Genomic DNA, 21,653 nt, shown 5'->3' with positions numbered 1-21,653 from the left:
TCCGGGCCGGCGCGGACGCCGCCTCCGACGGAGAGGGCAGCGGGGCGGGCGGCGGCGCAGAGGGCGGGGCGGAATCGATGATGGGGAGCGCGTGGTGACGCGGCGTACCGGGTTTGCAGGGCTCATGAGTGGCGCGGGAAGGCGTACGGGAGTGCGGGCGGCCATATCCGGGGCATCCGGGGCGGCACCGCTGACTGCGTGTGCTGCCGGACCGGTGGCGGCCGTGGCCGCGGCACTCTGTGTGCTGGCGGCGCTGCCGGGACAGGCGGTGGCCGCACCGGCCGACGAGCCGGGCGGCGTGCCCGTCTACGGGATGGCCGACGACGCGAAGAAGGTCAAGGGCACAGCGGGCAGCGGCGAGGCCCCCGGCATCGAGCCCGGCACGTACACCGACTCCATCGGCCGGGGCGAGAAGAGGTACTACCGCGTCGAACTGGACGCGAAAGCCAGCGCGTTCATCTCGGCGGTCGCCGCTCCCGAGCCGGGCTCGCGGGTGAAGGGCGTCGGCGAGGGGCTGAAACTCGCGCTGGAGAACGTCGACGGAAGTGCCTGCAGCGGCTCGGGCCAGCCGCAGTTCAGCGCCGAGGGCGCCGCCTACCCGATAGCGGATCACGCCACGCGCCTCATCGGCGTCAACGACCAGTGCCAGGAGGCGGGTCCGTATCTCTTCTCCGTCGAGCGCGAGAGTCCGGCGACGTCCGACCCGGCCCGCTGGCCGCTGGAGATCCGCTTCATGTCGGAGCCCGGGCTGAAGGGCGGCCCCGCAGCGGTGCCGTCCGCACCCGGAGAGGACACGGCCGCGGACGATGAGACCCCCGCTCCCGTCACCGGCGGCGCGAAGCGGCAGGCACACGGCGGCAGCGGCTTCAACGACGCGGGTTCTCTCTCCAGAGGTGTGTGGAAGGACCGCATCCGGCCGGGTGAGACGCGCTTCTACCGCGTGCCGGTCGACTGGGGGCAGCGGCTGAACGCCGCGGTCGAGCTGGGCAGCGCGAACTCCCCCGGCGAGTACCCGCCGACGATCTACGACGGGCTCGGCGTCACCGCCTACAACCCGGCGCGCGGGCAGTTCGACGACGACCCGTTCGTCTCCTACACGGCCGACAAGTCGGCGCAGGCGGCGCTGTACACGCCGCCTGTGGAGTACGCGCGCCGCTTCGGATTCTCCGACAACACGCCGTGCGTGGCCGGTTGGCACTACCTGGCGGTGACGGTCTCCCCGAAGCTGTCCAAGTACTTCAAGTCGACGGCCTCGCTCACCCTTCGGGTCGACGTCAAGGGCAAGGCCCAGGCCGGGCCCCGGTACGCGGGCGACGCGTCCGCAGCCGGTTTCGGCGTCAGCGAGGCCGACAAGGAGCAGGCGGAGACGGGACGGAACGCGGCGGACGGCAAGAGCAGCGACACCCTCCAGCTCGTCGCCTACGGGGGCATCGGTGCCGGCGCCGCGCTCATCCTCGGGCTCGCGGTGTGGACGCTGACGGCCCGGCGCCGGGCGGCCGCGGCGCCCGGCGGCTTCCCCGCGCAGGGAGCACCGGGCGGGCCGGGCACGCAGGGCGAGGGGCAGTCGGGGACGGTGCCGCTCCGGGCCGGTCACGGTCCGGATCAGAGGTACGGACCGACCCACGGGCCGGGGCCGGGAGCCGGTCCGTGGCCGGGTCCGGGGCAGCAACAGCCGCCGCAGCAGCGGCAGTAGAGCGCGCCGCGGGGCGGCCGCTCAGACATTGGTGAGTGCCCACACGCCGACTGCCAGACAGATCAGCGCCACGATCAGGACCGGGACCGCCACCTTCGCGGGCGGTCCCGGTCTGCGCGCGGGGACCGGAGCCGGGGCCGCGCCCGCCGCCTGCCCGTACGGCGCTGTCTGCCCGTACGGCGCCGTCTGCCCGTACGGCGCGGGGGCGAGCGGCGCCCGCGTGGGTACCGGTGGCCGGTCCGGGGTCCGGCTCGGTGCCGGAGGGGCCGGTTGCTCGGGGGCGCCGAACGCGCCCCGCGGAGGCGCGAGATGGAAGCTCCCCGTGGCGGACGGAGCCGGCGGGGCAGCCTGGGTCGGCGTGGCGGCGGCGGGCGCGGCCGAAGGCGGACTCTGTGCCGGAGCGGCTCCCGCTGAGCCCGGCGACGCGGGAGAGGCCGCCGCGTCGCTGCTCGTCAGCGGTCCGTGCGGCCCGAACCCCTCGGGCAGGGGCCCGAGTTGGTCGAAGACCTCCACGACCTCCTGCCCGGCCGCCGCGTCGGGAGCGAGCATCTCCGCCGCCGCTGCGAGCGCCTTGAGGACGCCCGTCGCCGTGCGGAAGCGATGTCGCGGGTCCGGTTGCAGCAGCTGGCCCAGCACCTGCCACAGCGGCTCCGGTACGCGGTCCGGGGCAGGCGGCACGCCGTGCTCGTAACGGGCGACCATCTCCAGCGAGTCGGGTTTCAGCCCGGTCAGCAGATACAGCCCGACCAGGCCCACCGCGAACAGATCGGCCGTGAAGTCCGGTTCGGCGCCCATCAGTTGCTCCGGTGCGAAGTAACCCGGAGTGCCCACGACGAAGTTGGTCTCCGTCAGCCGGGGCTCACCCTTGCGCATGGAGATGCCGAAGTCCGACAGACGCAGATGGGGCCGCCCCCTGCCGGTGGGCTCCATCAGGATGTTGGCGGGCTTGATGTCCCGGTGCACCACGTCCTCGGCGTGCACCGCCGTCAGCCCGGCGAGCAGCTGGTCGAGGAGCGTGCAGACGAAGCCCGGAGGCAACGGCCCGTAATCGCCGATGAGATGGGAGAGGGAACCGCCGCTGACGAGGTCCATCGTGAAGAGGACCTTGTCGTCGTCGGCCGCCCAGCTGGCCGGCGCGAGCACATGCGGATGGTCGATGCGCAGGGCCTGTTCACGTACGAACCGCAGCAGCGAGTGGGCGTCGCTCTGCTGGAGCACCTTGGCGGCGACGTAACGCCCGCGGCGGCGGTCCCACGCACGCCACACCGCACCGGCTCCGCCGCGCCCGATCGGGTCGGCCAGCTCGTACCGCCCGGCGAAGACCTCACCCATGGCGCCCTGCCCCCTGTTCCCCCGGTGCCCTCAGCCCCGCGGCCGCGGCCCTGCGGCTTGAGCCCCGTCTGCCCTCAGCTCTGATGCGCTTCGTAGTGCTTGACGGCGTCCGCGGTGCGCCCCGCCCCGTACACCCGGAGGAACTCTGCCAGCTCCGGATGTGTGGAGGCGAGAGCGGACGAAGCGTCGAGGATGTCGGCCGCGTCGGAGACGGAACGCAGCAGCGCCTGGATCTCCCGCACCACCCGCTTCACGGGTGTCTGCGACGCGCTGCCCGAAGAGGCCGTCTGCGCCTGGCTGTTGAGCACGCTGCCGCCGGCGCTGCGCCGCACCTCCTCCATGCGCTGTGTCGCGTCGGCCGCGCTGACCTCTCCCCTGGCGACCTCCGCCGCGAGCTCCTGCAGCGCCTGCACCCGCTGTACGACCGCGGGGTTGCCGATCTTCGCGCGCTGGCCGCTCATCAGCTGGGACAGCATGGGCGCCGAGAGGCCCAGCACGGTGGCCAGCCGGGCCTGGTTCAGGCCGAGATCCTCGATGAGCCGGCGGAAGAGAGTCCCCAGCGGCTCGCCGTACCACTGACTTTGCAGCTCACGCGCCTTCGCGGTGGATTCCTGCTGTGCTGCGTCCATCACGTCTCCCCTGGACTCCCCTGGCACTTCGCTGACGCGAACTTGCCGTGCATCCTACGGAGGGTGGCGGACGACGGGCGATACCCGGTCGGAATTCGCTCCGGGGAGCCGGTACTCTTGTGCGGCAGCGGGGCCTTAGCTCAGTTGGTAGAGCGCTGTCTTTGCATGGCAGATGTCAGGGGTTCGACTCCCCTAGGCTCCACGAGGGCGAGGGCGACGTGTGTCCGCGGATGGCGCGGACCGGGTCGCCCTCCTTGTTTTGCGCGGCTTCGCCGCGCGGGGCGGGGGCTCCGCCACCCGCACCCCCGGCGGACCTCCGCCCCCGGCACCCTCTGGGCGGGGGCGCCCCCTGCGGCCCCTTGGTGGTTGCGCGCACCGGCGGTGCCGCCGGGAGGGCCCATGCCCGAGCGGCCCGGCATCCTTCGCGGGTGCCGCAGGTGGGTGATCCCTTGCGGGGGCGGCGGGTGGTCGCACGGCCCGTTGCGGCTCGGGCGTACCGAAGGGCCGACGGTCACTGTGTGGCACGTCACAACGCCGGGCGGGGCCGCGGTCGTTGCCCGGCTCTTCACCCGCGCGAAGCCACGCGCAGCCGGACAGTCGCTGACCGTCACCCCTCCAGGGCGCCGAGCGTCACCGTCCGCGTGCCCGCAGGAACCGGTCGGCACCCTCCGCCAGGTCCACCAGGGGGCCGGGATAGTCCAGCCGGGCGCGCTCCCGCGAGGGCAGCTTCCACGGCCGGTGTACGGAGGCGCCCTCGACGCCGGCGAGTTCGGGAACCCAGCGCCGCACGTAGTCGCCGTCCGGGTCGAAGCGCCTGGCCTGGGTGAGCGGATTCAAGACGCGGTTCGGCCGGGTGTCGTTGCCGGTGCCCGCCACCCACTGCCAGTTGAGCTGGTTGTTCGCCACGTCGCCGTCCACGAGCAGACCGAGGAAGTGGCGGGCGCCGACCCGCCAGTCCGTGTAGAGCGTCTTGGTGAGGAAGCTCGCCGTCAGCAGCCGGGCCCTGTTGTGCATCCAGCCCTCGTGCAGCAGTTGCCGCATCGCGGCGTCGACGAGGGGATAGCCGGTGCGTCCCTCCCGCCAGGCGGCGATCTCGTCCTCGTCGTGCCGCCATCTGTCGCCGCGTGCGCGGTAGTCCTCCCAGGAGGCGTGCGGCCGGGCCGCGAGGACCTGGTGGTGGAAGTCCCGCCAGGCGAGCTGACGTACGAACGCGTCCGCGCCGGCGCCCCCTGTCCGACGAGCCCGGCGGACGAGTTCCACGGGCGAGAGCGTCCCGAAGTGCAGATGCGGCGACAGACGCGACGTGGCGTCCGCCGGCAGGTCGTCGTGCCGGTCCGCGTACGCCTTCATCGGCCCCTTCCGCCACGACTCGAAGCGGGCGCGGCCGACGCTCTCGCCACCGCGGGCGAGCCCCGGCGAGACTCCGCTCACCTCCGAACGCGACGGCAGGGCCGCGGAGCCGGTCCCCTCCGGCACGCGCACCCTGCGCGGCGGCTCCAGGACAGGACGGTGGCGCACGGCCGCCCAGCGTCTGAAGTACGGCGTGAAGACGGCGAAGTGGTCCCGGCCCTGCGGCGTCACCTCGCCCGGCGGGAGCGCCGTGACGACGGTGTCGTGCACGTACAGCTCACGCCCGTCCGAGGCCAGCCGGCGCCGCAGTCGTTCCTCGCGTACCTGGGCGTAGCCGCTCACGTCCCCGGCCACGTGGACCTGGCGCGCGCCGCACCCGGCGGCCACCGCGCATGTCTCCTCGGCGACGTCGCCGCTGCGCACCACGAGCCGGCCGCCGCGTTCCCGCAGCGCCGCGTCGAGGTCCGCGAGGCTGTCGGCGAGGAAGGCGCGCCTGTTGGGCACGTCGAAGCCCGCCGCCCGTACACCCTGATCGAGGACGAACAGCGGCACCACTTCGTCGGCGCCGTCGAGCGCCGCGCGCAGCACCGGATTGTCGTGGATCCGCAGATCGGCGGTGAACAGGGCGACGGAAACGCTCATCTGCGGGCCCTTCGTGCGTGCGCGCGGGCGGCTGTCCGCCGCGAGGTCCGGGGCGCCCGGCAACAAGTGGGCGCCGGGGACAGCTCACCACACGCGCACCGCTCAGCCGCGGCGGCGCAGCGCCCCCGGCCACCACACCGCCGGCCCGATGTCGCGCGCGAGCGCGGGCACCAGGAGGGAGCGGACGACGAGGGTGTCCAGCAGCACCCCGAAGGCGACGATGAAGGCGATCTGGACGAGGAAGGAGAGCGGGATGACCACGAGCGCCGCGAAGGTCGCGGCCAGCACCACGCCCGCCGAAGTGATCACGCCGCCGGTGGCTGTGAGTCCTCTGCGGATGCCGGTACGGGTGCCGTACAGCAGCGCCTCCTCGCGCACCCGCGTCAGCAGGAAGATGTTGTAGTCGACACCCAGGGCCACGAGGAACACGAACCCGTACAGGGGCACCGAGGCGTCCGTGCCGGAGAAACCGAGGAGATGCTCGAAGACCAGCGCGGCGACTCCCAGCGTGGCAAGGAAGTTGAGCGCGACGGTCGCCACCAGCAGCACGGGGATGAACAGGGCGCGCAGCAGCGCCGTCAGGATCACGAGAATGATCGCCAGCACGACGGGGACGATGAGCCCCCGGTCGTGCTCCGCGGTGGTCTGGATGTCGTGCTGCTGTGCGGTGTAGCCGCCCACCAGGGCGTCCGCTCCCCGCACGGCGTGCACCGACGTACGCAGCCGGTCCACCGTCTGCTTGGCGGCGTCGCTGGAGGCGCTCGCGGTGAGCGTGGCGTTGATGAGTACGCGGCCGTCCGCGACGAGCGGTTCGCCCGCCCCCGGGCGGCCCGATTCCGTGACCGGAGCGGCCGTCGCGACGCCTTCCGTACGGGCTGCGGCACGGGTGACCTCGCGGGCCTCCCCGGCGTCGGCGACGATGACGGCGGGGTTTCCGGAGCCGCCGGGAAAGTGGTCGCTGAGCGCGCGCTGCCCGGTGACGGAAGGCTCGTCCTTGACGAAGATCTCGTCGGCCGGAACGCCCTTCGAGTTCAACTGGGGTGAGAACGCGGCGCAGGCGATGAGCGCCACCAGGGTGCTTGCCCAGATACGGCGAGGCATGCGGTCGACGAGGGCGGCGACCCGGCTCCACACGCCCTTCGCGGGCGCGGCCCCGGCCGCGTCGCCGGACTCGCCGCCGTTCGCGCCGGGGGCGGGTTCCGCCGTGGGCTTCGGGCGGGCGGGCCAGTACGCGGCGCGTCCCACGAGCAGGAGCGTCGCCGGCAGGAACGTGAGCGTGCTGATGACGGCGCAGACGATGCCGATGGCGCCCACCGGGCCCAGCGCCTGGTTGTTGGTGAGGTCGCTCAGCAGCAGGGCGAGCAGCCCCAGTGCGACGGTCGCGGCGCTCGCCGTGACGGCCCCGAAGGAGCGGCGCAGCGCCGAGCGCATGGCGGCGAAGCGTTCGCCCTGCGCGGCGAGTTCCTCGCGGAAGCGTGCGGAGAGCAGCAGCGCGTAGTCGGTCGCCGCGCCGATGACGAGGATCGAGAGGATGCCCTGCACCTGCCCGTCGACGCTGACGGCGTCCTCCTGCGCCAGTTCGTACACCACGGCACAGGCGAGGGAGAGCGCGAAGACGGCGCTGACGATGATGAGGACCGGCAGCAGGACGCTGCGGTACACCAGCAGCAGAATCAGCAGGACGACGACGAGTGCGACGACGAGCAGGATCCCGTCGATCCCGGCGAACGCGTCGGAGAGGTCGGCCTGCGTCGCCGCCGGCCCCGTGATGTGTGCCTTCGTCCCCTCCACGCCTTCCGCTTCGGAGCGCAGGTCGGCGAGCAGGTCCGGAAGCGCCTCGTCCAGGTCGGAGCGGATCTCCACCGCGCCCTGCAGCGCGCGGCCGTCCTCGCTGGGCACGGCGGGCGAGGGCTTGCCGACGAAGCCCTCGCTGCCGGCGAGCGAAGCGAGGGCGCGTGTCGCCTCTTCGCGCTGCCGGGGGTCGATCTTCCCTTCTTGCGCGGTCCACACGACCACCGCGGGAATCGTCTCGTCCTGGTCGAAGCTCTTCTGTGCGTCGATGACGCGGGTGGACTCGGCGCTCTGCGGCAGGAAGGTGGACTGGTCGTTGGTGGCGACCTCACCGAGCTTTCCGGCGTACGGGCCGAGGAGACCGCCGAGCACGAGCCAGACGACGAGCAGGACGACCGGGATGACCCACCGGGTGACGCGCTGTGCGGACGGCATCTGTTGTTCCTCGCGTACAAGTACGGCGGACGGTGGACGACGGCGGACGCGTCGCGAGCTTACGCAGCCTCAGGTGTGCCGCTCGCGGCTGCCCCCGCCTTCTCGTACTCCCCCTACGCCGTGTACGCCGCGGCGGTGCGTCACTCGTACCGGTAACGCGGGCCCGCTCGGAGGGCCGTGGCCGGACGGCGGCTCATGCGCGCGGGCCGGCAGGCATCCGTGATGCCCGCCGGCCCGCAGCCGCGCCACGACCGGCGCTCAACGGCCCGCTGCCGGTCGCCGGTTGGCCGGCTACCGGCTGTCCGTCCGGCCGGCCGGACGGCGTGACCTACTGGCCACGCCGCTTCGCCTTCGTCTCGGCCTCCTTGGCCTCCTTGGCCTTCGCCTCGACCTCGGGGTCGAGCTGGCCGTCGCCGGCGCGACGCTCCGCCGCGGCCCCGCCGACCGACGTCAGCGACGCGCGGTCGCCGACCTCCGTGGCCTCGGGCGGCTCGACGAGCCAGTCGGGGTTGGCCTGCTTGTCCCACCAGCGCCAGGCGGCGTAGGCGCCGCCCGCCAGCAGGCCGAGCAGACCGAGCCGCCTGGCCAGCCGGCCCCTGCGCGCACGCTTGTCGCGCTTGTGCACCAGCTTCTCGATCTCCTTGGCCGACACCTGCCCCCGCAGCGCCGCGAACGCGGCGGCACTGCGCGAAGCGGCCTCCTCCCGCACCGGCCCCGAGGCGCTGCGGGCGTCCGCGACGGCGTGCTCGATGCGCGGTGCGGCGTAGTCGGTCGCCTTGCGAGCGGCACGGCGGGTGCGCTTGGCGGCCTTGGCCGCCGCCCGGTCGAGCTCGGGCGGAAGGTTCTTGCGAGCCTTGGCGATACGGGGCACGACGACGTGGTCGTACCCGTCACGAGCCGAGGTACGGGCCTGCCGCGCGGCGTGCGAGACCTTCGGCCCCAGCCGCGCTCCCGCCTCGTGCGCGTACTGCACTGCGGTGTCCCTGGCGGTCCCTGCGTAGGGTGCCATGACCTCCGCTGCGTGCCGCACGCTTTCCTTGGTGTTCCCGGTCGCGGCGCGCACGGTGTCCATGCGGGTCACGGGTACCTCCTCCTCGGTGGCGTGTCACGGGCTGGTTGGTCCTCCCCCGGACACAGTGTCGTTTTCCACCCGTTTCGAAGATCATGCCTGGCTGCGTCCACTCAAGCTCGTTGCACGGGGGCATCCGGGTCACCGGCGGGTACTCCCGGCAGCTCCGGTCCGTGGCAGGATCGGACGGGTCAACGCAGACAGATGGAAGGTAGATCGTGGCCGAGCAGCTCTACGCCACCCTGAAGACCAATCACGGCGACATCGAGGTTCAGCTCTTCCCGAACCAGGCGCCGAAGACGGTCAAGAACTTCGTCGAGCTCGCAGAGGGCTCGCGTGAGTGGACTCACCCGGAGACGGGTCAGAAGACGACCGACAAGCTCTACGACGGCACCGTCTTCCACAGGGTCATCAGCGGTTTCATGATCCAGGGCGGTGACCCGCTCGGCAACGGGACGGGCGGCCCCGGATACGAGTTCGGGGACGAGATCCACCCCGACCTCGCCTTCACCAAGCCGTACCTGCTGGCGATGGCGAACGCCGGGCCGGGCACGAACGGTTCGCAGTTCTTCATCACCGTCGGCGCCACCGCCTGGCTCACCGGCAAGCACACCATCTTCGGCGAGGTCACGGACGCGGCGTCGCAGAAGGTGGTCGACGCAGTCGCGGGCATCCAGACCAACCCGCGCACCGACCGGCCCGTCCAGGACGTCGTCCTCGAGTCGGTCACGATCGAGCGCCGCTGACGGATGGGCGCGTATGCGCCGGGAACTGTTCCGCCCCGCCTGACCGTAGGACAGACGACGGGGCGGAACAGCTCCGCCATGTGAGACCGAGTAAGAGGGGGAGGGGCGGGCCGTGGAGGACCAGCACCGGACGGAACCGCGGGTGACGTACTGCTACCGGCACCCGGACCGGGAGACCGGCATCAGTTGCGTCCGCTGCGAACGCCCGATATGTCCTGAATGCATGGTTCCGGCCTCCGTCGGATTCCAGTGCCCCGAGTGTGTGAAGTCGGGATCCGGCACCGGGCACTCCCCGTCCGCCAGCGCGCCGCGGACCATAGCGGGCGGCGTGATCGCCGGGGACCGGCGACTGATCACGAAGATCCTGCTCGGTGTCAACGCCGCCGTCTTCGTTGCGGTGCTCGTCGTCGGCAGCCGGCTCGTCGACGACCTGCTGCTGTTCGGCCAGGCGGTCACCGAGCCGTACGGACCGGTGGAGGGCGTCGCGCAGGGCCAGTGGTACAGGCTGCTGACCTCGATGTTCCTGCACCAGGAGATCTGGCACATCGCGATGAACATGCTGGGTCTCTGGTTCCTCGGCCCGCCCCTGGAGGCGGCGCTGGGGCGCCTGCGCTACAGCGCGCTGTACTTCCTCTCCGGGCTCGGCGGCAGCGCCCTCACGTTCCTCGTCTCCGCTCCGGGGCAGGCGTCGCTCGGCGCCTCCGGGGCGATCTTCGGGCTCTTCGGTGCGACGGCGGTGCTCATGCGCCGCATGAACTACGACATGCGGCCCATCCTGATCCTGCTGGGCATCAACCTCGTCTTCACCTTCACCTGGCAGGGCATCTCCTGGCAGGCGCACATCGGCGGGCTGGCCGTCGGCGCGCTGATCGCGTACGCGATGGTGCACGCGCCCCGGAAGCACCGGCGGCTGGTGCAGTACGGCTCGTGCGCGCTGATGGCGCTGCTGATCGTGGCGGCATGCGTCGTGCGGACGCTCCAGCTGACGCCCTGACCGTTCCCTGCGGACGGCACCCGCTCCGACCGGGGATTTCGACCTGTTGTCCACAGCGCGTTCCGGATCTTGTGCACGGTGTACGGAACGACTGTCCAGTCTCGCTCACAGGTGCGTTTTCCCTGTACAGGAGGGGTGACGTGGACCGGGATGCAGAACGTACCGGTAGGACGAGCGTCAACTCACGCAGAGTTATCCACAGATGGTGTGAAAGTTATCCAGCCCTGTGGATCAGGCTGTGGATAACTTGGGGCGGGAGGGGCTTCGCGGCAGGTCGGAGCCGTCGCGGGACGCTCACCGAGCGCCCTGGTCCGTTCCCGGGCCGACGGCCCGGAAACGAACGGACGGTGGTGCTACTTCCACTGGGTGGAGACGACGAAGCCCGCCGCGATGAAGCCGAAGCCCACGACGATGTTCCAGCTGCCGAACGCTTCGACCGGCAGCTTGCTCTGGGTCACGTAGAACAGCACGATCCACGCGAGGCCGATGGTGAACATCGCCAGCATCAGCGGCGCCACCCACCTGCCGCCCGTGGCACCGAGGTTGATCTCGGTCGCCTTCTTCTCCGGGGGCGGAGTGAAGTCTTCCTTTTTGCGGATCCGTGACTTCGGCACGAGAGTCTCTCCTGTCGACGGCTTCCCTTACCGCATGGGGCCCTCGGAACGGGGACCGAGGGGGATGTGACGCTGTGGTGGTCCGTTAGCGTAGTGCTTCCCCGCGGTGGAGGGAGACGAGGGTAGTGACCAGATTCCGAATCCGTCCTGCACGGCTGGCCACTCTGGGGGTCTTCGCCCTCGCCGGTCTCATCTTCTGGATCAGTTTCAACACCGCACATGGTACCGATCTGCGTACGGACTCCTCGATGCTGCGCCTGTCCGACCTGATTCAGGAACGGAGCCGCAAGAACGCCGAGCTCGATTCCTCCGCAGCAGCCGTACGCAGCCAGGTCGACCGCCTCGCACAGCGCGACAGCGGAAGCAGCAGCGAGGAGAACCGGAAGCTGTCCGGCCTGGAGAAGGACGCCGGCACCAAGAAGGTCTCCGGAGCGGGGCTGTCCGTCACCCTCGACGACGCGCCGCCCGACGCCACCGCCCAGATCCCCGGCGTGCCCGAGCCGCAGGCCAACGACCTCGTCATCCACCAGCAGGACCTGCAGGCCGTCGTCAACGCGCTGTGGAAGGGCGGTGCCGAGGGCATCAAGATCATGGACCAGCGGCTGATCTCGACGAGCGCCGTGCGCTGCGTGGGCAACACCCTGATCCTTCAGGGCCGCGTCTACTCGCCTCCGTACCAGGTGACGGCCGTCGGCGACCAGGAGTCGCTGCAGAAGGCCCTGAACGCCTCGCCCGCGATCCAGAACTACCTGCAGTACGTGGACGCCTACGACCTCGGCTGGAAGGTCGACGAGCGCAAGTCCGTGACCCTGCCCGGCTATTCCGGCACCGTCGATCTTCAGTACGCGAAGCCGACCGGGTGAAGCGGGCACGGTCCGGGACCCACTTGCCCGACTGACGCACTTCGCCCCGGCGCGGCCCCGTACTCTGGTGGGCGCGCCCGAAGGCGGGGATCTACGGCACTGAAGGGACGGCACGCAGGGATGTACGGCTGGATCTGGCGGCATCTGCCGGGCAACACGTGGGTGCGGGCCCTGTGCTCGCTCGTGCTCGCGCTCGGGGTCGTTTTTCTGCTCTTTCAGTACGTCTTCCCCTGGGCGGAGCCGCTGCTGCCGTTCAACGACGTGACCGTCGACGGCGGTGGCAGCTGATGGGCACCGCCCGCATCCTCGTCGTCGACAACTACGACAGCTTCGTCTTCAACCTCGTGCAGTACCTGTACCAGTTGGGCGCCGAGTGCGAGGTCGTACGCAACGACGAGACCGAACTGGGCCACGCCGACGAGGGGTTCGACGGCGTTCTGCTCTCGCCCGGGCCCGGCACGCCCGAACAGGCCGGTGTCTGCGTGGAGATGGTGCGGCACTGTGCGGCCGGCGGAGTTCCCGTGTTCGGCGTCTGCCTGGGGATGCAGTCGATGGCCGTGGCGTACGGCGGCACCGTCGGACGCGCTCCCGAGCTGCTGCACGGCAAGACGTCCCAGGTCTCGCACGAGGGCGCGGGTGTCTTCGCGGGGCTGCCCACACCGTTCACGGCCACGCGCTACCACTCGCTGGGCGTGGACGGTACGGACGTACCGCAGGCGCTGGAGGTGACCGCACGGACCGGCAACGGGCTCGTGATGGGGCTGCGCCACCGTGAACTGGCCGTCGAGGGCGTGCAGTTCCACCCCGAGTCAGTGCTGACGGAGTGGGGTCATCTCATGCTCGCCAACTGGCTTGCCGAGTGCGGCGACGCGGGCGCCGTCGAGCGTGCCGCCGGGCTGTCCGGGGTGCGGGCGGGCGCTGCCGCTGCCGGGAGCCCGGCTTCGGGGGGCAGGTGACGGGGATGCCCCCCGAGGGGGAGGACGCCTACGGGCGGCCGTACGGCGACGCATACGGAGACGCGTACGGCGATCCCTACGGCGAGCGGGACGAGGGAGATCCGTACAGTCCCCGTGATTCCGGGGGCGGTTGGGCCTACGGGCGGGGCGAGGACTTCCAGCGCGCGGTGGACGCGCTGAGCGATCCGCTGAGCGATCCGCTGCCGGGGCAGGGGTATCCGGGGCGGAACGAGCAGGGCCGTAGCGGGCGGCCGGGGCAGAGCCCGCAGGGGTACCAGCAAGGGCAGCAGTACTCGTCGCAGGGTTATCAGCCTCAGGGCTACTCCTCGCAGGGATACGGGCCGGGGGACCGCGGGGTCCAGGGCCGGCAGGGACAGCACGCACAGGGACAGCACGCACAGCAGGGGCAGTACGCAACTGGGCGCGAGCAGCACCAGCAGCACGCGCAGGACGGCGTCTCACCGTGGTTCCGGCCGCACCGCGAGCCGGGCGACGCGGAGTCCGGCCGGCAGCAGCCGGGCGGTCGACCGGGGCAGACGCCCTCGGCTCCCCCGCAGCAGGGGCCCGGTGCCGGGCGTCAAGTCCCGTACGGCGGCGGGCAGTCGGGCCGTACACAGCAGTGGCAGGGTCCGGGCCCTGGCCCTGGTGGTCCGGGACGGGGTCCAGGCGCGGAGCGGCCGGCGAGTCCCGGCACGGCGGCCGGGCCGCCCGTCACACGGCATCCGGTGAGCTGGAACAACGCCGCGGCGGCTCCCGTTGCACGGCCGCAGGCTCCCGGCGCTCCCGGCGCTCCCGGCGCTCCCGGCGCTCCCGGGGCTCCGGGGGCTCCCGGCGCTCCCCGCGTCCCGCAGGCCCCGCGTACCGGCTCCGGCTCCGGCCCGGGCCCCGCGCACGCCGACTCCCCGCCCGGCCGCGAGGCCCGGATCTCCGAGACCGCACCGCTGCCCGTCGTCGGTGAACCCGGCAGCGGCAGCGGAGCGGGCGGCGAACGGACCGTCCGCGAGACGGCGCCGGCACGTCCGACGGGCCGCGCCACGCGGGAATCCGCGGACGACGACATGACGAACACCCGCACCGTCGGCCTGATCCGGCCCGGTTCGGACGACCTCGCCGGACGCGCCGCCCGGCGCAGGGCGGCACAACACCGCGGGCGGAGCGGCATGCCGCCCCCGCGTGCCGCAGGCACCCGGCTGGAGGCCAGGCGTGCGGAACGTGCCCGCCGCGAGGGCCCGGCGATCATCGCCAGCCGCTTCCTCGGCGAGGTGTTCATATCAGCCGGGGTGCTGATGCTGCTCTTCGTCGCCTACCAGCTGTGGTGGACGAACGTGCTGGCCGGGCAGGAAGCCGGCGGCGCCGCGCAGAGCCTGCAGGACCAGTGGAAGGGCGGCGGCAAGGCGGAACTCGACCCGGAGCGCAGGGCGGACAGCTTCGCGCCGGGTGAGGGATTCGCGATCCTCTACCTTCCGAAGCTGGACGTCAGGGTCCCCATCGCACAGGGCATCTCCAAGCCGAAGGTTCTCGACAAGGGCCTCGTCGGGCACTACGACGAGCAGCCGTTCAAGACCGCGATGCCGTGGGACAAGAAGGGCAACTTCGCCCTGGCCGGCCACCGCAACACCCATGGTGAGCCGTTCCGTTACATCAACCGCCTCGTCGCCGGCGACGAGATCATCGTGGAGACGGCGACGAAGTTCTACACGTACAAGATGGCCAATCGGCTGCCCTCCACCTCACCTGCGAACACCCGGGTCATCGAACCTGTGCCGCAGGGCTCCGGCTTCGAAAAGCCGGGCCGGTACGTCACGTTGACCACGTGCACTCCCGAATTCACTTCGAAGTACCGGCTCATCGTCTGGGGCAAAATGGTCGAGGAGCGTCCGCGCAGCGAGGGCAAGCCGGACGCTCTCGTCGAGTAGGGGACAGCAGAAACGGGCGGTAAGCGGTGTCAAAGACCGAACACGACAAGGGCGGGAGGCCCGGCGCGCCGTCGTCGCTTCCGCCACCAGATCCGGCGCCGGGAGGCGGACGCGGGGCCGCACGCCGGCGGCGCCTCTCCGCGTTCGTGGGCCTTGTCGGCGAGTTGCTCATCACCGCGGGCGTCGTCCTCGCGCTCTTCGTCGCCTATTCGCTGTGGTGGACGAACGTGCTCGCCGAGCGCGACTCCAAGCGCGCCGGCGACAAGGTGCGCGAGAGCTGGCTGCACGACCGTACGCCGGGCGCCCTCGACACCAAGGACGGCATCGGCTTCCTGCACGTACCGTCGATGTCGCGGGACGACGTCCTGGTGATGAAGGGCACCGACGCGAAGGAGCTCAACAAGGGCGCGGCCGGCTATTACACGAAGCCGGTGAAGTCGGGGATGCCGCAGGACCAGTCGGGCAACTTCTCGCTGGCGGCCCACCGCGACGGTCACGGCGCGAAGTTCCACAAGATCGACAAGATCCGGAAGGGCGACGCCGTCGTCTTCGAGACGAAGAACACCTGGTTCGTCTACAAGGTCTACTCGATCCTTCCGCGCACATCCAAGTACAACGTGGACGTTCTGGATCCGGTGCCGAAGGAGTCGGGCAAGACCCGTGACGGCCGCTACATCACGCTGACCACGTGCACGCCCGTCTACACCTCCAAGTACCGCTACGTGGTATGGGGCGAACTGGAGCGTACGGAGGACGTCGACTCGAAGCGGACTCCGCCCGAGGAACTGCGCCGGCCCGCGGGCTGAGCAGCGCGGCGCCCGGTCCGTCCGGCGGCGTTGGACGCGGCATGATCGCTTGACTTAACATGCGGACTGCCCAACGGGGGAGGGCTGTTGAACGCGCACTCGCTTGAACAGATCCTGGGCACCTCCCCTGAGATCTCCAGTCGTGCGCCGGCCCGGGGCGCCGGGGGAACATCATGAAACGCGGAATCGTCGCCACCGTCACTGCGGCGGCAGCACTCGTTCTGACCATGGGGACCACGGGGCCCGCGCAGGCCGCAGCGTTCATCAAGGTGAACAGCGACAACGGCTGCGCGCAGCTGAGGTTCTACACCAAGGGCGAGCACCTCTACCTCGAGGACACATGCCGGGACGGCCGCAGCGCCGTCGCCTTCATCAAGAGGACCGGGAACACGGGCGGCGGCTCGCCGCACCTGGAGAACCGGGGCTACGGCAAGATCGGCCACTGGAACAAGGACTGGCCCGAGGGGCGCCGTGTCGACTTCATGGTCTGCACGCTGAAGGGCCGGGACTTCGAAGACGCCTACTACTGCAACTCACGCAACAACGTGGTCGTCTGAGGCACCGCGTCGTCTGACGCGCTGCAGCGCGAAGGCCGGCCTGCCCGGGCCGGGTCCCGCCGCGCCGCTTGCTTCCGGCAGCATCGGCTGCCGGAAGCAAGCGGACCGCGGTCAGTTCTCCTTCTCGCTCCTGCCCGGCTGACCGGCCGGCCCTCCGAAGATGCCGTCGTCACCGTCGTCCGGCTGACCGTCGCGGGCGAAGATCGTGACCGTGTCGCCCTTCTTGCCCTGGGTGTTGGCGGGCGGGTTGGTGGTGACGACGGTCGCGTTGTTCTCGTCCGCGGCGCCCTGGACCTGGACCTGGAAGCCTGCTTCCTCCAGCGACTTACGGGCCTCGGCGACCAGCTGCTGGGTGACGTCCGGGACGGTTGCGGGCTGGTCGTCCGGTGCCTTGGCGACGGTCAGGGTGACCTGTTCACCGAGCTTCGCCCGCTCGTTGCCACCCGGTTCCTGGGCGAGGACCTCGCCTGCGGCCTTGTCGGGGGCGTCCTGGTCCTTGCGGGCCACCTCGAAGCCGCGTTCCTCCAGCAGCTTCTTCGCTGCTTCGAACTGCTGGCCGACGACCTTGGGAACGATCGCCTGCTGCTCCTGGGCGACGGTCAGGACGACCGTCGAGTTCTTCGGAGCCTTGCCGCCGCCGTTCGGATCCTGGGTCAGCACGGTGCCCGGCGTCTCGTCGGACTCCTGGGTCTTGCGCTGCACTTCGAAGCCGGCGCCCTCGAGCTCCTGCTTGGCGTTCGGGTAGGACTTCCCCTCGACGTCCGGGACCTGCACCGGGGCCGCGCCCTTGGACATGGCCAGGGTGACGGTGTCGCCCCGGTCGATCTCCGCGCCTTCGGCCGGGTCCGTGTCGCAGACGGTGTTCTTCTTCTCGTCGCAGAACTTGCCTTCGCCCTTGGTGACCTTGAAGCCGCCGTTGTCCGCGAGCTTCTGGGCCCCCTGGTAGGTCTCGCCGGCGAGATCCGGCACCTTCGTGGTGTTGGCGGGGCCTCCGGCGAAGAGCGTCTTGCCGATGAAGATCGCGCCGACGAGGATGAAGATCGCGGCGAGGACGAGCAGGATCGTGGAGAGGTTGCTCCGGTTCTGGCGCCTGCGGCCGCCCCGGCCGTCGTCGTAGTAGCCGCCGTTGTCGTCGCGGACGGGCGGCATCATCGAGGTCTGGGAGTCCTGCGCACGAAGCGCCGTGGTCGGCTGGTCGTCGGGGTAACCGCCGTAGCCGGCGGCGCCCATCGCGCTCATGGCGGCGGTGGCTGCGACGGGCTGCCCGTCGAGGCACGCCTCGATGTCGGCGCGCATCTCATCGGCGCTCTGATAGCGGTAATCCGGGTCCTTGACCAGCGCCTTCATGACGATCGCGTCCATCTCGGGCGAGATCTCCGGATCGAAGACGGTGGTGGGCTGCGGATCTTCCCGCACGTGCTGATAGGCCACCGCGACGGGGGAGTCGCCGACGAACGGCGGGCGGTTGGTGAGGAGTTCGTAGATCAGACAGCCCGTGGAATACAGGTCCGAGCGGGAGTCGACCTGCTCGCCCTTGGCCTGCTCGGGGGAGAGGTACTGGGCGGTGCCGATCACGGCGGCGGTCTGCGTCATCGTCATGCCGGAGTCGCCCATGGCCCGCGCGATGCCGAAGTCCATGACCTTGACCTGGCCGTTGCGCGTGAGCATGACGTTGGCGGGCTTGATGTCGCGGTGGACGATGCCGCTGCGGTGGGAGTACTCCAGCGCCTGGAGGATGCCGACGCACATCTCCATGGCGCGCTCGGGAAGCAGCTTGCGCCCGGAGTGCAGCAGCTCACGGAGAGTGGAACCGTCCACGTACTCCATCACGATGTACGGAATGGAGACGCCGTCCACGTAGTCCTCGCCGGTGTCGTAGACAGCGACGATCGCCGGGTGGTTCAGCGATGCGGCCGACTGGGCCTCGCGGCGGAACCGGGCCTGGAACGACGGGTCACGAGCCAGGTCGACGCGGAGCGTCTTGACCGCGACGGTCCTGCCCAGGCGCGTGTCATGGGCGAGGTACACCTCGGCCATGCCGCCGCGGCCGAGCACTGAGCCCAGCTCGTACCGGCCGCCGAGGCGACGCGGCTCTTCCATAGTCTCCAGCCCTCTCCGTTCGTCCGGGCCCGTATCTGACGTACGGCACGGCGGTGTGCTGCTCGGGATACGGTACCCGCCCACTCGTGCGGGTCGGTCGTGACTGAGGTGACTGACGTCACCACTTGCGCGGCCGCCGGGGTGCTTTCGGTCACTTCCCCCGGTTCCGGGCGAACTCCCGTGCTCCGGTGGATCTTGGCGGCGAGCGCTGTGTACGTCATCGCTCACCCTCGAGTACGGCCTTCATCACGCCCTTGGCGACCGGAGCGGCGAGCTTGCCGCCCGCGATGTCGCTGCGGAGCGCGTCCGAACCCTCGATGACGACGGCGACCGCGACGTCCGCGGAACCGTCCTCGCCCTTCGCATATGAGATGAACCACGCATACGGGTTCTCACTGTTGTCCACACCCCGCTGGGCGGTGCCCGTCTTGCCTCCCACTGTGACGCCGGGGATCTGGGCACTGGTTCCTGTGCCCTTCTCGACCACGGTCTCCATGCCCTGCTGGAGCTTCTGCGCGTTCTCGGACGAGACCGGCTTGCTCATCTCCGTCGGCTTGTGCTGCTCGACGACGTTCAGGTTCGGGGCGACGAGCTGGTCGACCATGTACGGCTTCATGAGCGAGCCGTTGTTGGCCACCGCGGAGGAGACCATGGCCATCTGCAGGGGCGTCGCGCGGTTGCTGGCCTGTCCGATGCCGGCCATGGCGTTCTGCGGCTTGTTGTCCTCCGGGTAGACGCTCTCGGCGGCGCGGACCGGGGTGTCGAGTTCCTTGTCGTTGAAGCCGAACTTCTCGGACATGTCGATCATCTCTTCGTTGCCGAGCTCGTTGCTCATCTTCGCGAAGACGGTGTTGCAGGAGTACTGGAGCGCGGTGCGCACGGTGGCGTTCTTGCAGGGCGGGCTGCCCTCGTTGCCGAGCTTGGTCTGCGAGTCGGGCAGCTTGTACGGGTCCGGGGTGTCGGTCGCCTTGTCCAGGTCGTACTCGCCGCTCTCCAGACCCGCGGCCGCCGTGACGACCTTGTACGTGGAACCGGGCGGATAGGTCTGCCGCAGAGCCCTGTTGAGCATCGGCTCGTCCTCGTTCTCCTGCTTCTGCAGCTTCGACCACTGCGCGGTGTCGGAGTCACCGTTCCCCGCGAAGCTGGACGGGTCGTAGGACGGGGTGCTGGCCAGGGCGAGGATGGCGCCGGTCTTGGGATTTATCGCGGCGACCGCGCCCTTCTTGTCGCCGAGGCCGTCGAAGGCGGCCTTCTGTGCCTTGGCGTTCAAGGTCGTGACGACGTTGCCGCCCTTCTGCGGCTTGCCCGTGAGCATGTCGATGGTGCGGTTGAAGAAGAGCCGGTCGTCGTCGCCGGTGAGGATGCCGTCGTTGAGGGCTTCCAGCTGGTTGGCGCCGAAGGCCTGCGAGGCGTAGCCGGTCACCGGCGACCACATCGGGCCGTTCTTGTACGTGCGCTTGTAACGGAAGTCGCCGCTCTTGGTGTCGGTGGAGCCGGTGATCGACTTGCCGTCGACGATGATGTTGCCGCGCGGCTGCGAGTAGCGCTCGATGGCGACGCGGCGGTTCTTGGGGTCGGTCTTGAGTTCGTCGGCCTGGACGAGCTGGATCCAGTTGTCCCGCACCAGCAGGGCGAGCACGAGAAGGCCGCAGAACATCGCGATCCGGCGCAGTGGCTTGTTCACTGTGCATCACCTCGTGCGGGTAGCCGGGACATGTGCTGGGTCGTCTGCGTCGGTGGTGCCGTCATGGGCGGACCACCTGAGTCATCTCGGCGTCCGGGGACGGCGCGGGCGCCGGCGCGGGCCGGCGCGCGGTATCGCTGATCTTGAGCAGGATCGCGACGAGAGCCCAGTTGGCGACGACGGAGGAGCCGCCCTGCGCCATGAAGGGCAGCGTCATACCGGTGAGCGGGATGAGCCCCATGACGCCGCCGGCGACGATGAAGACCTGGAGCCCGAGAGCCGAGGAGAGGCCGACGGAGAGGAGCTTGCCGAACGGGTCACGGGCCGCGAGGGAGGTGCGGATGCCGCGCTCGATGAGCAGTCCGTACATCAGCAGGATCGCCATCGTGCCGGTCAGGCCGAGCTCTTCGCCGACGGTGCCGAAGATGTAGTCGCTCTTGGCTGCGAAGCCGATGAGCCGTGAGAAGCCCTGCCCGAGCCCCGAGCCGAGCACGCCGCCGGAACCGAAGGCCCACAGCGCCTGAGCGGGTTGCTCGGAGCCGTCCTTGAACGCCTGCATGGGGTCGAGCCAGTCCTGGACGCGGCTCTGGACGTGTGGCTCGAAGCTGGCAACGGCGACTGCGCCGACCACGGAGAGGGTGAGACCGAAGACGATCCAGCTGGTGCGTTCGGTGGCGACGTACAGCATCACGACGAAGAGGCCGAAGAAGAGCAGCGAGGTGCCCAGGTCCGTCTCGAAGACGAGGATCATCAGGCTGAGCGCCCAGATCGCGATGATCGGTCCGAGGTCGCGGCCGCGGGGCAGGTAGAGGCCCATGAAGCGGCGGCTGGCCAGGGCGAGCGCGTCCCGCTTCACCATCAGATAGCCGGCGAAGAACACCGCGAGGATGATCTTCGCGAACTCGCCGGGCTGCAGGGAGCCGACGCCGGGGATGGTGATCCAGATCTTGGCGCCGTTCTTGGCGGGGAAGAAGATCGGCAGCGCCAGCAGGATCAGCGCGGTGGCCATCGAGATGTAGGTGTAGCGCTGCAGGACGCGGTGGTCCTTGAGGAAGACCAGTACGCCGGCGAACAGGGCGACCGCGAGCGTGGACCACATCAGCTGGCTCGGTGCCGCCGCCCCGCCCGTCTGGTCGGTGGTGATGCTGGGCTCCTGGTCGAGCCGCCAGATCAGGACCAGGCCCAGCCCGTTGAGCAGCGTGGCGATGGGCAGCATCAGCGGGTCGGCGTACGGGGCCCAGCGACGTACGACGATGTGCGCGACGCCGGCGAGCAGGCCCAGGCCGAGGCCGTAGCCGAGCATGCCGGCGGGCAGTGCGCCGTCCTTGGCGAGGCCGACGTTGGCGTAGGCGAACACCGGGATGAGGACGGCGAAGATCAGCATCGCCATCTCGGTGTTGCGGCGGCTGGGAAGGCCCCCGGGGGAGACCGTCGTATTGCTGCCGGTGTTGGTCATGATGTTGCTGCTCATAGCTG

18 protein-coding genes and 1 tRNA gene are annotated in these 21,653 nt (G+C 70.5%); 10 read left to right on the top strand and 9 right to left on the bottom strand.

Annotated features, from left to right (window positions below):
• Positions 1 to 223: 223 nt before the first annotated feature.
• Entirely contained in the window at positions 224 to 1,693 is a 1,470-nt protein-coding gene (locus tag AN215_RS12000; RefSeq protein ID WP_139140723.1) for a hypothetical protein, read from the top strand.
• 21 nt (positions 1,694 to 1,714) lie between these two features.
• Here the strand turns inward: AN215_RS12000 and AN215_RS11995 are convergent, their stop codons facing one another.
• Complete coding sequence (locus AN215_RS11995; protein ID WP_070031153.1) at positions 1,715 to 3,025, bottom strand: serine/threonine-protein kinase; 1,311 nt, start codon at positions 3,023 to 3,025, stop codon at positions 1,715 to 1,717.
• A gap of 74 nt (positions 3,026 to 3,099) precedes the next feature.
• Complete coding sequence (locus AN215_RS11990; protein ID WP_070009102.1) at positions 3,100 to 3,654, bottom strand: helix-turn-helix domain-containing protein; 555 nt, start codon at positions 3,652 to 3,654, stop codon at positions 3,100 to 3,102.
• 129 nt (positions 3,655 to 3,783) lie between these two features.
• Here AN215_RS11990 and AN215_RS11985 point away from each other — a divergent pair.
• Positions 3,784 to 3,856, top strand: a tRNA-Ala gene (locus tag AN215_RS11985).
• A 428-nt stretch (positions 3,857 to 4,284) separates the two neighbouring features.
• On the opposite strand, the gene AN215_RS11980 is transcribed toward AN215_RS11985, so the two are convergent.
• From AN215_RS11980 to AN215_RS11970, 3 genes are all read right to left on the bottom strand, one after another.
• A complete protein-coding gene (locus AN215_RS11980; RefSeq protein WP_070031178.1) occupies positions 4,285 to 5,646 on the bottom strand; it encodes a cryptochrome/photolyase family protein in 1,362 nt (453 codons plus the stop codon).
• A gap of 102 nt (positions 5,647 to 5,748) precedes the next feature.
• Positions 5,749 to 7,872 carry an MMPL family transporter gene (locus AN215_RS11975; protein ID WP_070009100.1) on the bottom strand — a complete coding sequence of 708 codons (2,124 nt, stop codon included), beginning with the start codon at positions 7,870 to 7,872 and terminating at the stop codon, positions 5,749 to 5,751.
• Between the two features lie 328 nt (positions 7,873 to 8,200).
• Positions 8,201 to 8,953 carry a DUF5324 family protein gene (locus AN215_RS11970; protein ID WP_070031152.1) on the bottom strand — a complete coding sequence of 251 codons (753 nt, stop codon included), beginning with the start codon at positions 8,951 to 8,953 and terminating at the stop codon, positions 8,201 to 8,203.
• A 206-nt stretch (positions 8,954 to 9,159) separates the two neighbouring features.
• On the opposite strand from AN215_RS11970, the gene AN215_RS11965 reads away from it, so the two are divergent.
• Positions 9,160 to 9,687: a peptidylprolyl isomerase gene (locus tag AN215_RS11965; protein WP_070009098.1), complete on the top strand. Its 528-nt coding sequence runs from the start codon at positions 9,160 to 9,162 to the stop codon at positions 9,685 to 9,687.
• A gap of 112 nt (positions 9,688 to 9,799) precedes the next feature.
• Positions 9,800 to 10,681, top strand: coding sequence for a rhomboid family intramembrane serine protease (locus AN215_RS11960; protein ID WP_070009097.1), 882 nt, complete (start codon positions 9,800 to 9,802; stop codon positions 10,679 to 10,681).
• Positions 10,682 to 11,034: 353 nt separating this feature from the next.
• On the opposite strand, the gene crgA is transcribed toward AN215_RS11960, so the two are convergent.
• Positions 11,035 to 11,295, bottom strand: coding sequence for a cell division protein CrgA (gene crgA / locus AN215_RS11955; protein ID WP_070009096.1), 261 nt, complete (start codon positions 11,293 to 11,295; stop codon positions 11,035 to 11,037).
• 125 nt (positions 11,296 to 11,420) lie between these two features.
• Here crgA and AN215_RS11950 point away from each other — a divergent pair, with 125 nt between their 5' ends.
• The 6 genes from AN215_RS11950 (at position 11,421) to AN215_RS11930 (ending at position 16,393) form a co-directional block, all read left to right on the top strand.
• Positions 11,421 to 12,158 carry a DUF881 domain-containing protein gene (locus AN215_RS11950; RefSeq protein ID WP_070009095.1) on the top strand — a complete coding sequence of 246 codons (738 nt, stop codon included), beginning with the start codon at positions 11,421 to 11,423 and terminating at the stop codon, positions 12,156 to 12,158.
• Between the two features lie 120 nt (positions 12,159 to 12,278).
• Complete coding sequence (locus AN215_RS29830) at positions 12,279 to 12,446, top strand: hypothetical protein (RefSeq protein ID WP_171904167.1); 168 nt, start codon at positions 12,279 to 12,281, stop codon at positions 12,444 to 12,446.
• Positions 12,446 to 13,114: an aminodeoxychorismate/anthranilate synthase component II gene (locus AN215_RS11945; RefSeq protein WP_070009094.1), complete on the top strand. Its 669-nt coding sequence runs from the start codon at positions 12,446 to 12,448 to the stop codon at positions 13,112 to 13,114. Before AN215_RS29830 ends, AN215_RS11945 begins: the two co-directional genes overlap by 1 nt.
• Positions 13,115 to 13,119: 5 nt before the next feature.
• On the top strand, positions 13,120 to 15,030 hold the full coding sequence (locus AN215_RS11940) for a class E sortase (protein ID WP_079122911.1): 1,911 nt from the start codon (positions 13,120 to 13,122) through the stop codon (positions 15,028 to 15,030).
• Between the two features lie 26 nt (positions 15,031 to 15,056).
• The gene (locus AN215_RS11935; protein WP_070009093.1) at positions 15,057 to 15,836 is read left to right on the top strand and encodes a class E sortase; all 780 of its coding nucleotides are present in this window, start codon (positions 15,057 to 15,059) and stop codon (positions 15,834 to 15,836) included.
• Between the two features lie 173 nt (positions 15,837 to 16,009).
• A complete protein-coding gene (locus tag AN215_RS11930) occupies positions 16,010 to 16,393 on the top strand; it encodes a hypothetical protein (RefSeq protein WP_070009092.1) in 384 nt (127 codons plus the stop codon).
• Between the two features lie 111 nt (positions 16,394 to 16,504).
• On the opposite strand, the gene pknB is transcribed toward AN215_RS11930, so the two are convergent.
• The 3 genes from pknB to AN215_RS11915 all read right to left on the bottom strand — a co-directional run bounded on the left by pknB (position 16,505) and on the right by AN215_RS11915 (position 21,648).
• Positions 16,505 to 18,493: a Stk1 family PASTA domain-containing Ser/Thr kinase gene (gene pknB, locus AN215_RS11925; protein WP_070031151.1), complete on the bottom strand. Its 1,989-nt coding sequence runs from the start codon at positions 18,491 to 18,493 to the stop codon at positions 16,505 to 16,507.
• A 217-nt stretch (positions 18,494 to 18,710) separates the two neighbouring features.
• Positions 18,711 to 20,177, bottom strand: coding sequence for a peptidoglycan D,D-transpeptidase FtsI family protein (locus AN215_RS11920; protein WP_070009090.1), 1,467 nt, complete (start codon positions 20,175 to 20,177; stop codon positions 18,711 to 18,713).
• Positions 20,178 to 20,238: 61 nt separating this feature from the next.
• Entirely contained in the window at positions 20,239 to 21,648 is a 1,410-nt protein-coding gene (locus AN215_RS11915; RefSeq protein ID WP_070009089.1) for an FtsW/RodA/SpoVE family cell cycle protein, read from the bottom strand.
• Positions 21,649 to 21,653 lie beyond the last annotated feature (5 nt).

The organism is Streptomyces abyssalis (genome assembly GCF_001751365.1).
In the GTDB taxonomy this organism is placed as follows: Bacteria; Actinomycetota; Actinomycetes; order Streptomycetales; family Streptomycetaceae; genus Streptomyces; species Streptomyces abyssalis.
The sequence above is the reverse complement of the archived record's forward strand: the minus strand, read 5'-3'. Positions and strand labels throughout refer to the sequence as shown.

Coding starts and splice junctions, on each gene's coding strand:
- AN215_RS11995 (WP_070031153.1), bottom strand. CDS start 3,025: ATGGGTGAGGTCTTCGCCGGGCGGTACGAGCTGGCCGACCCGATCGGG.
- AN215_RS11990 (WP_070009102.1), bottom strand. CDS start 3,654: ATGGACGCAGCACAGCAGGAATCCACCGCGAAGGCGCGTGAGCTGCAA.
- AN215_RS11980 (WP_070031178.1), bottom strand. CDS start 5,646: ATGAGCGTTTCCGTCGCCCTGTTCACCGCCGATCTGCGGATCCACGAC.
- AN215_RS11975 (WP_070009100.1), bottom strand. CDS start 7,872: ATGCCGTCCGCACAGCGCGTCACCCGGTGGGTCATCCCGGTCGTCCTG.
- AN215_RS29830 (WP_171904167.1), top strand. CDS start 12,279: ATGTACGGCTGGATCTGGCGGCATCTGCCGGGCAACACGTGGGTGCGG.
- AN215_RS11945 (WP_070009094.1), top strand. CDS start 12,446: ATGGGCACCGCCCGCATCCTCGTCGTCGACAACTACGACAGCTTCGTC.
- AN215_RS11940 (WP_079122911.1), top strand. CDS start 13,120: ATGCCCCCCGAGGGGGAGGACGCCTACGGGCGGCCGTACGGCGACGCA.
- AN215_RS11930 (WP_070009092.1), top strand. CDS start 16,010: ATGAAACGCGGAATCGTCGCCACCGTCACTGCGGCGGCAGCACTCGTT.
- pknB (WP_070031151.1), bottom strand. CDS start 18,493: ATGGAAGAGCCGCGTCGCCTCGGCGGCCGGTACGAGCTGGGCTCAGTG.
- AN215_RS11915 (WP_070009089.1), bottom strand. CDS start 21,648: ATGAGCAGCAACATCATGACCAACACCGGCAGCAATACGACGGTCTCC.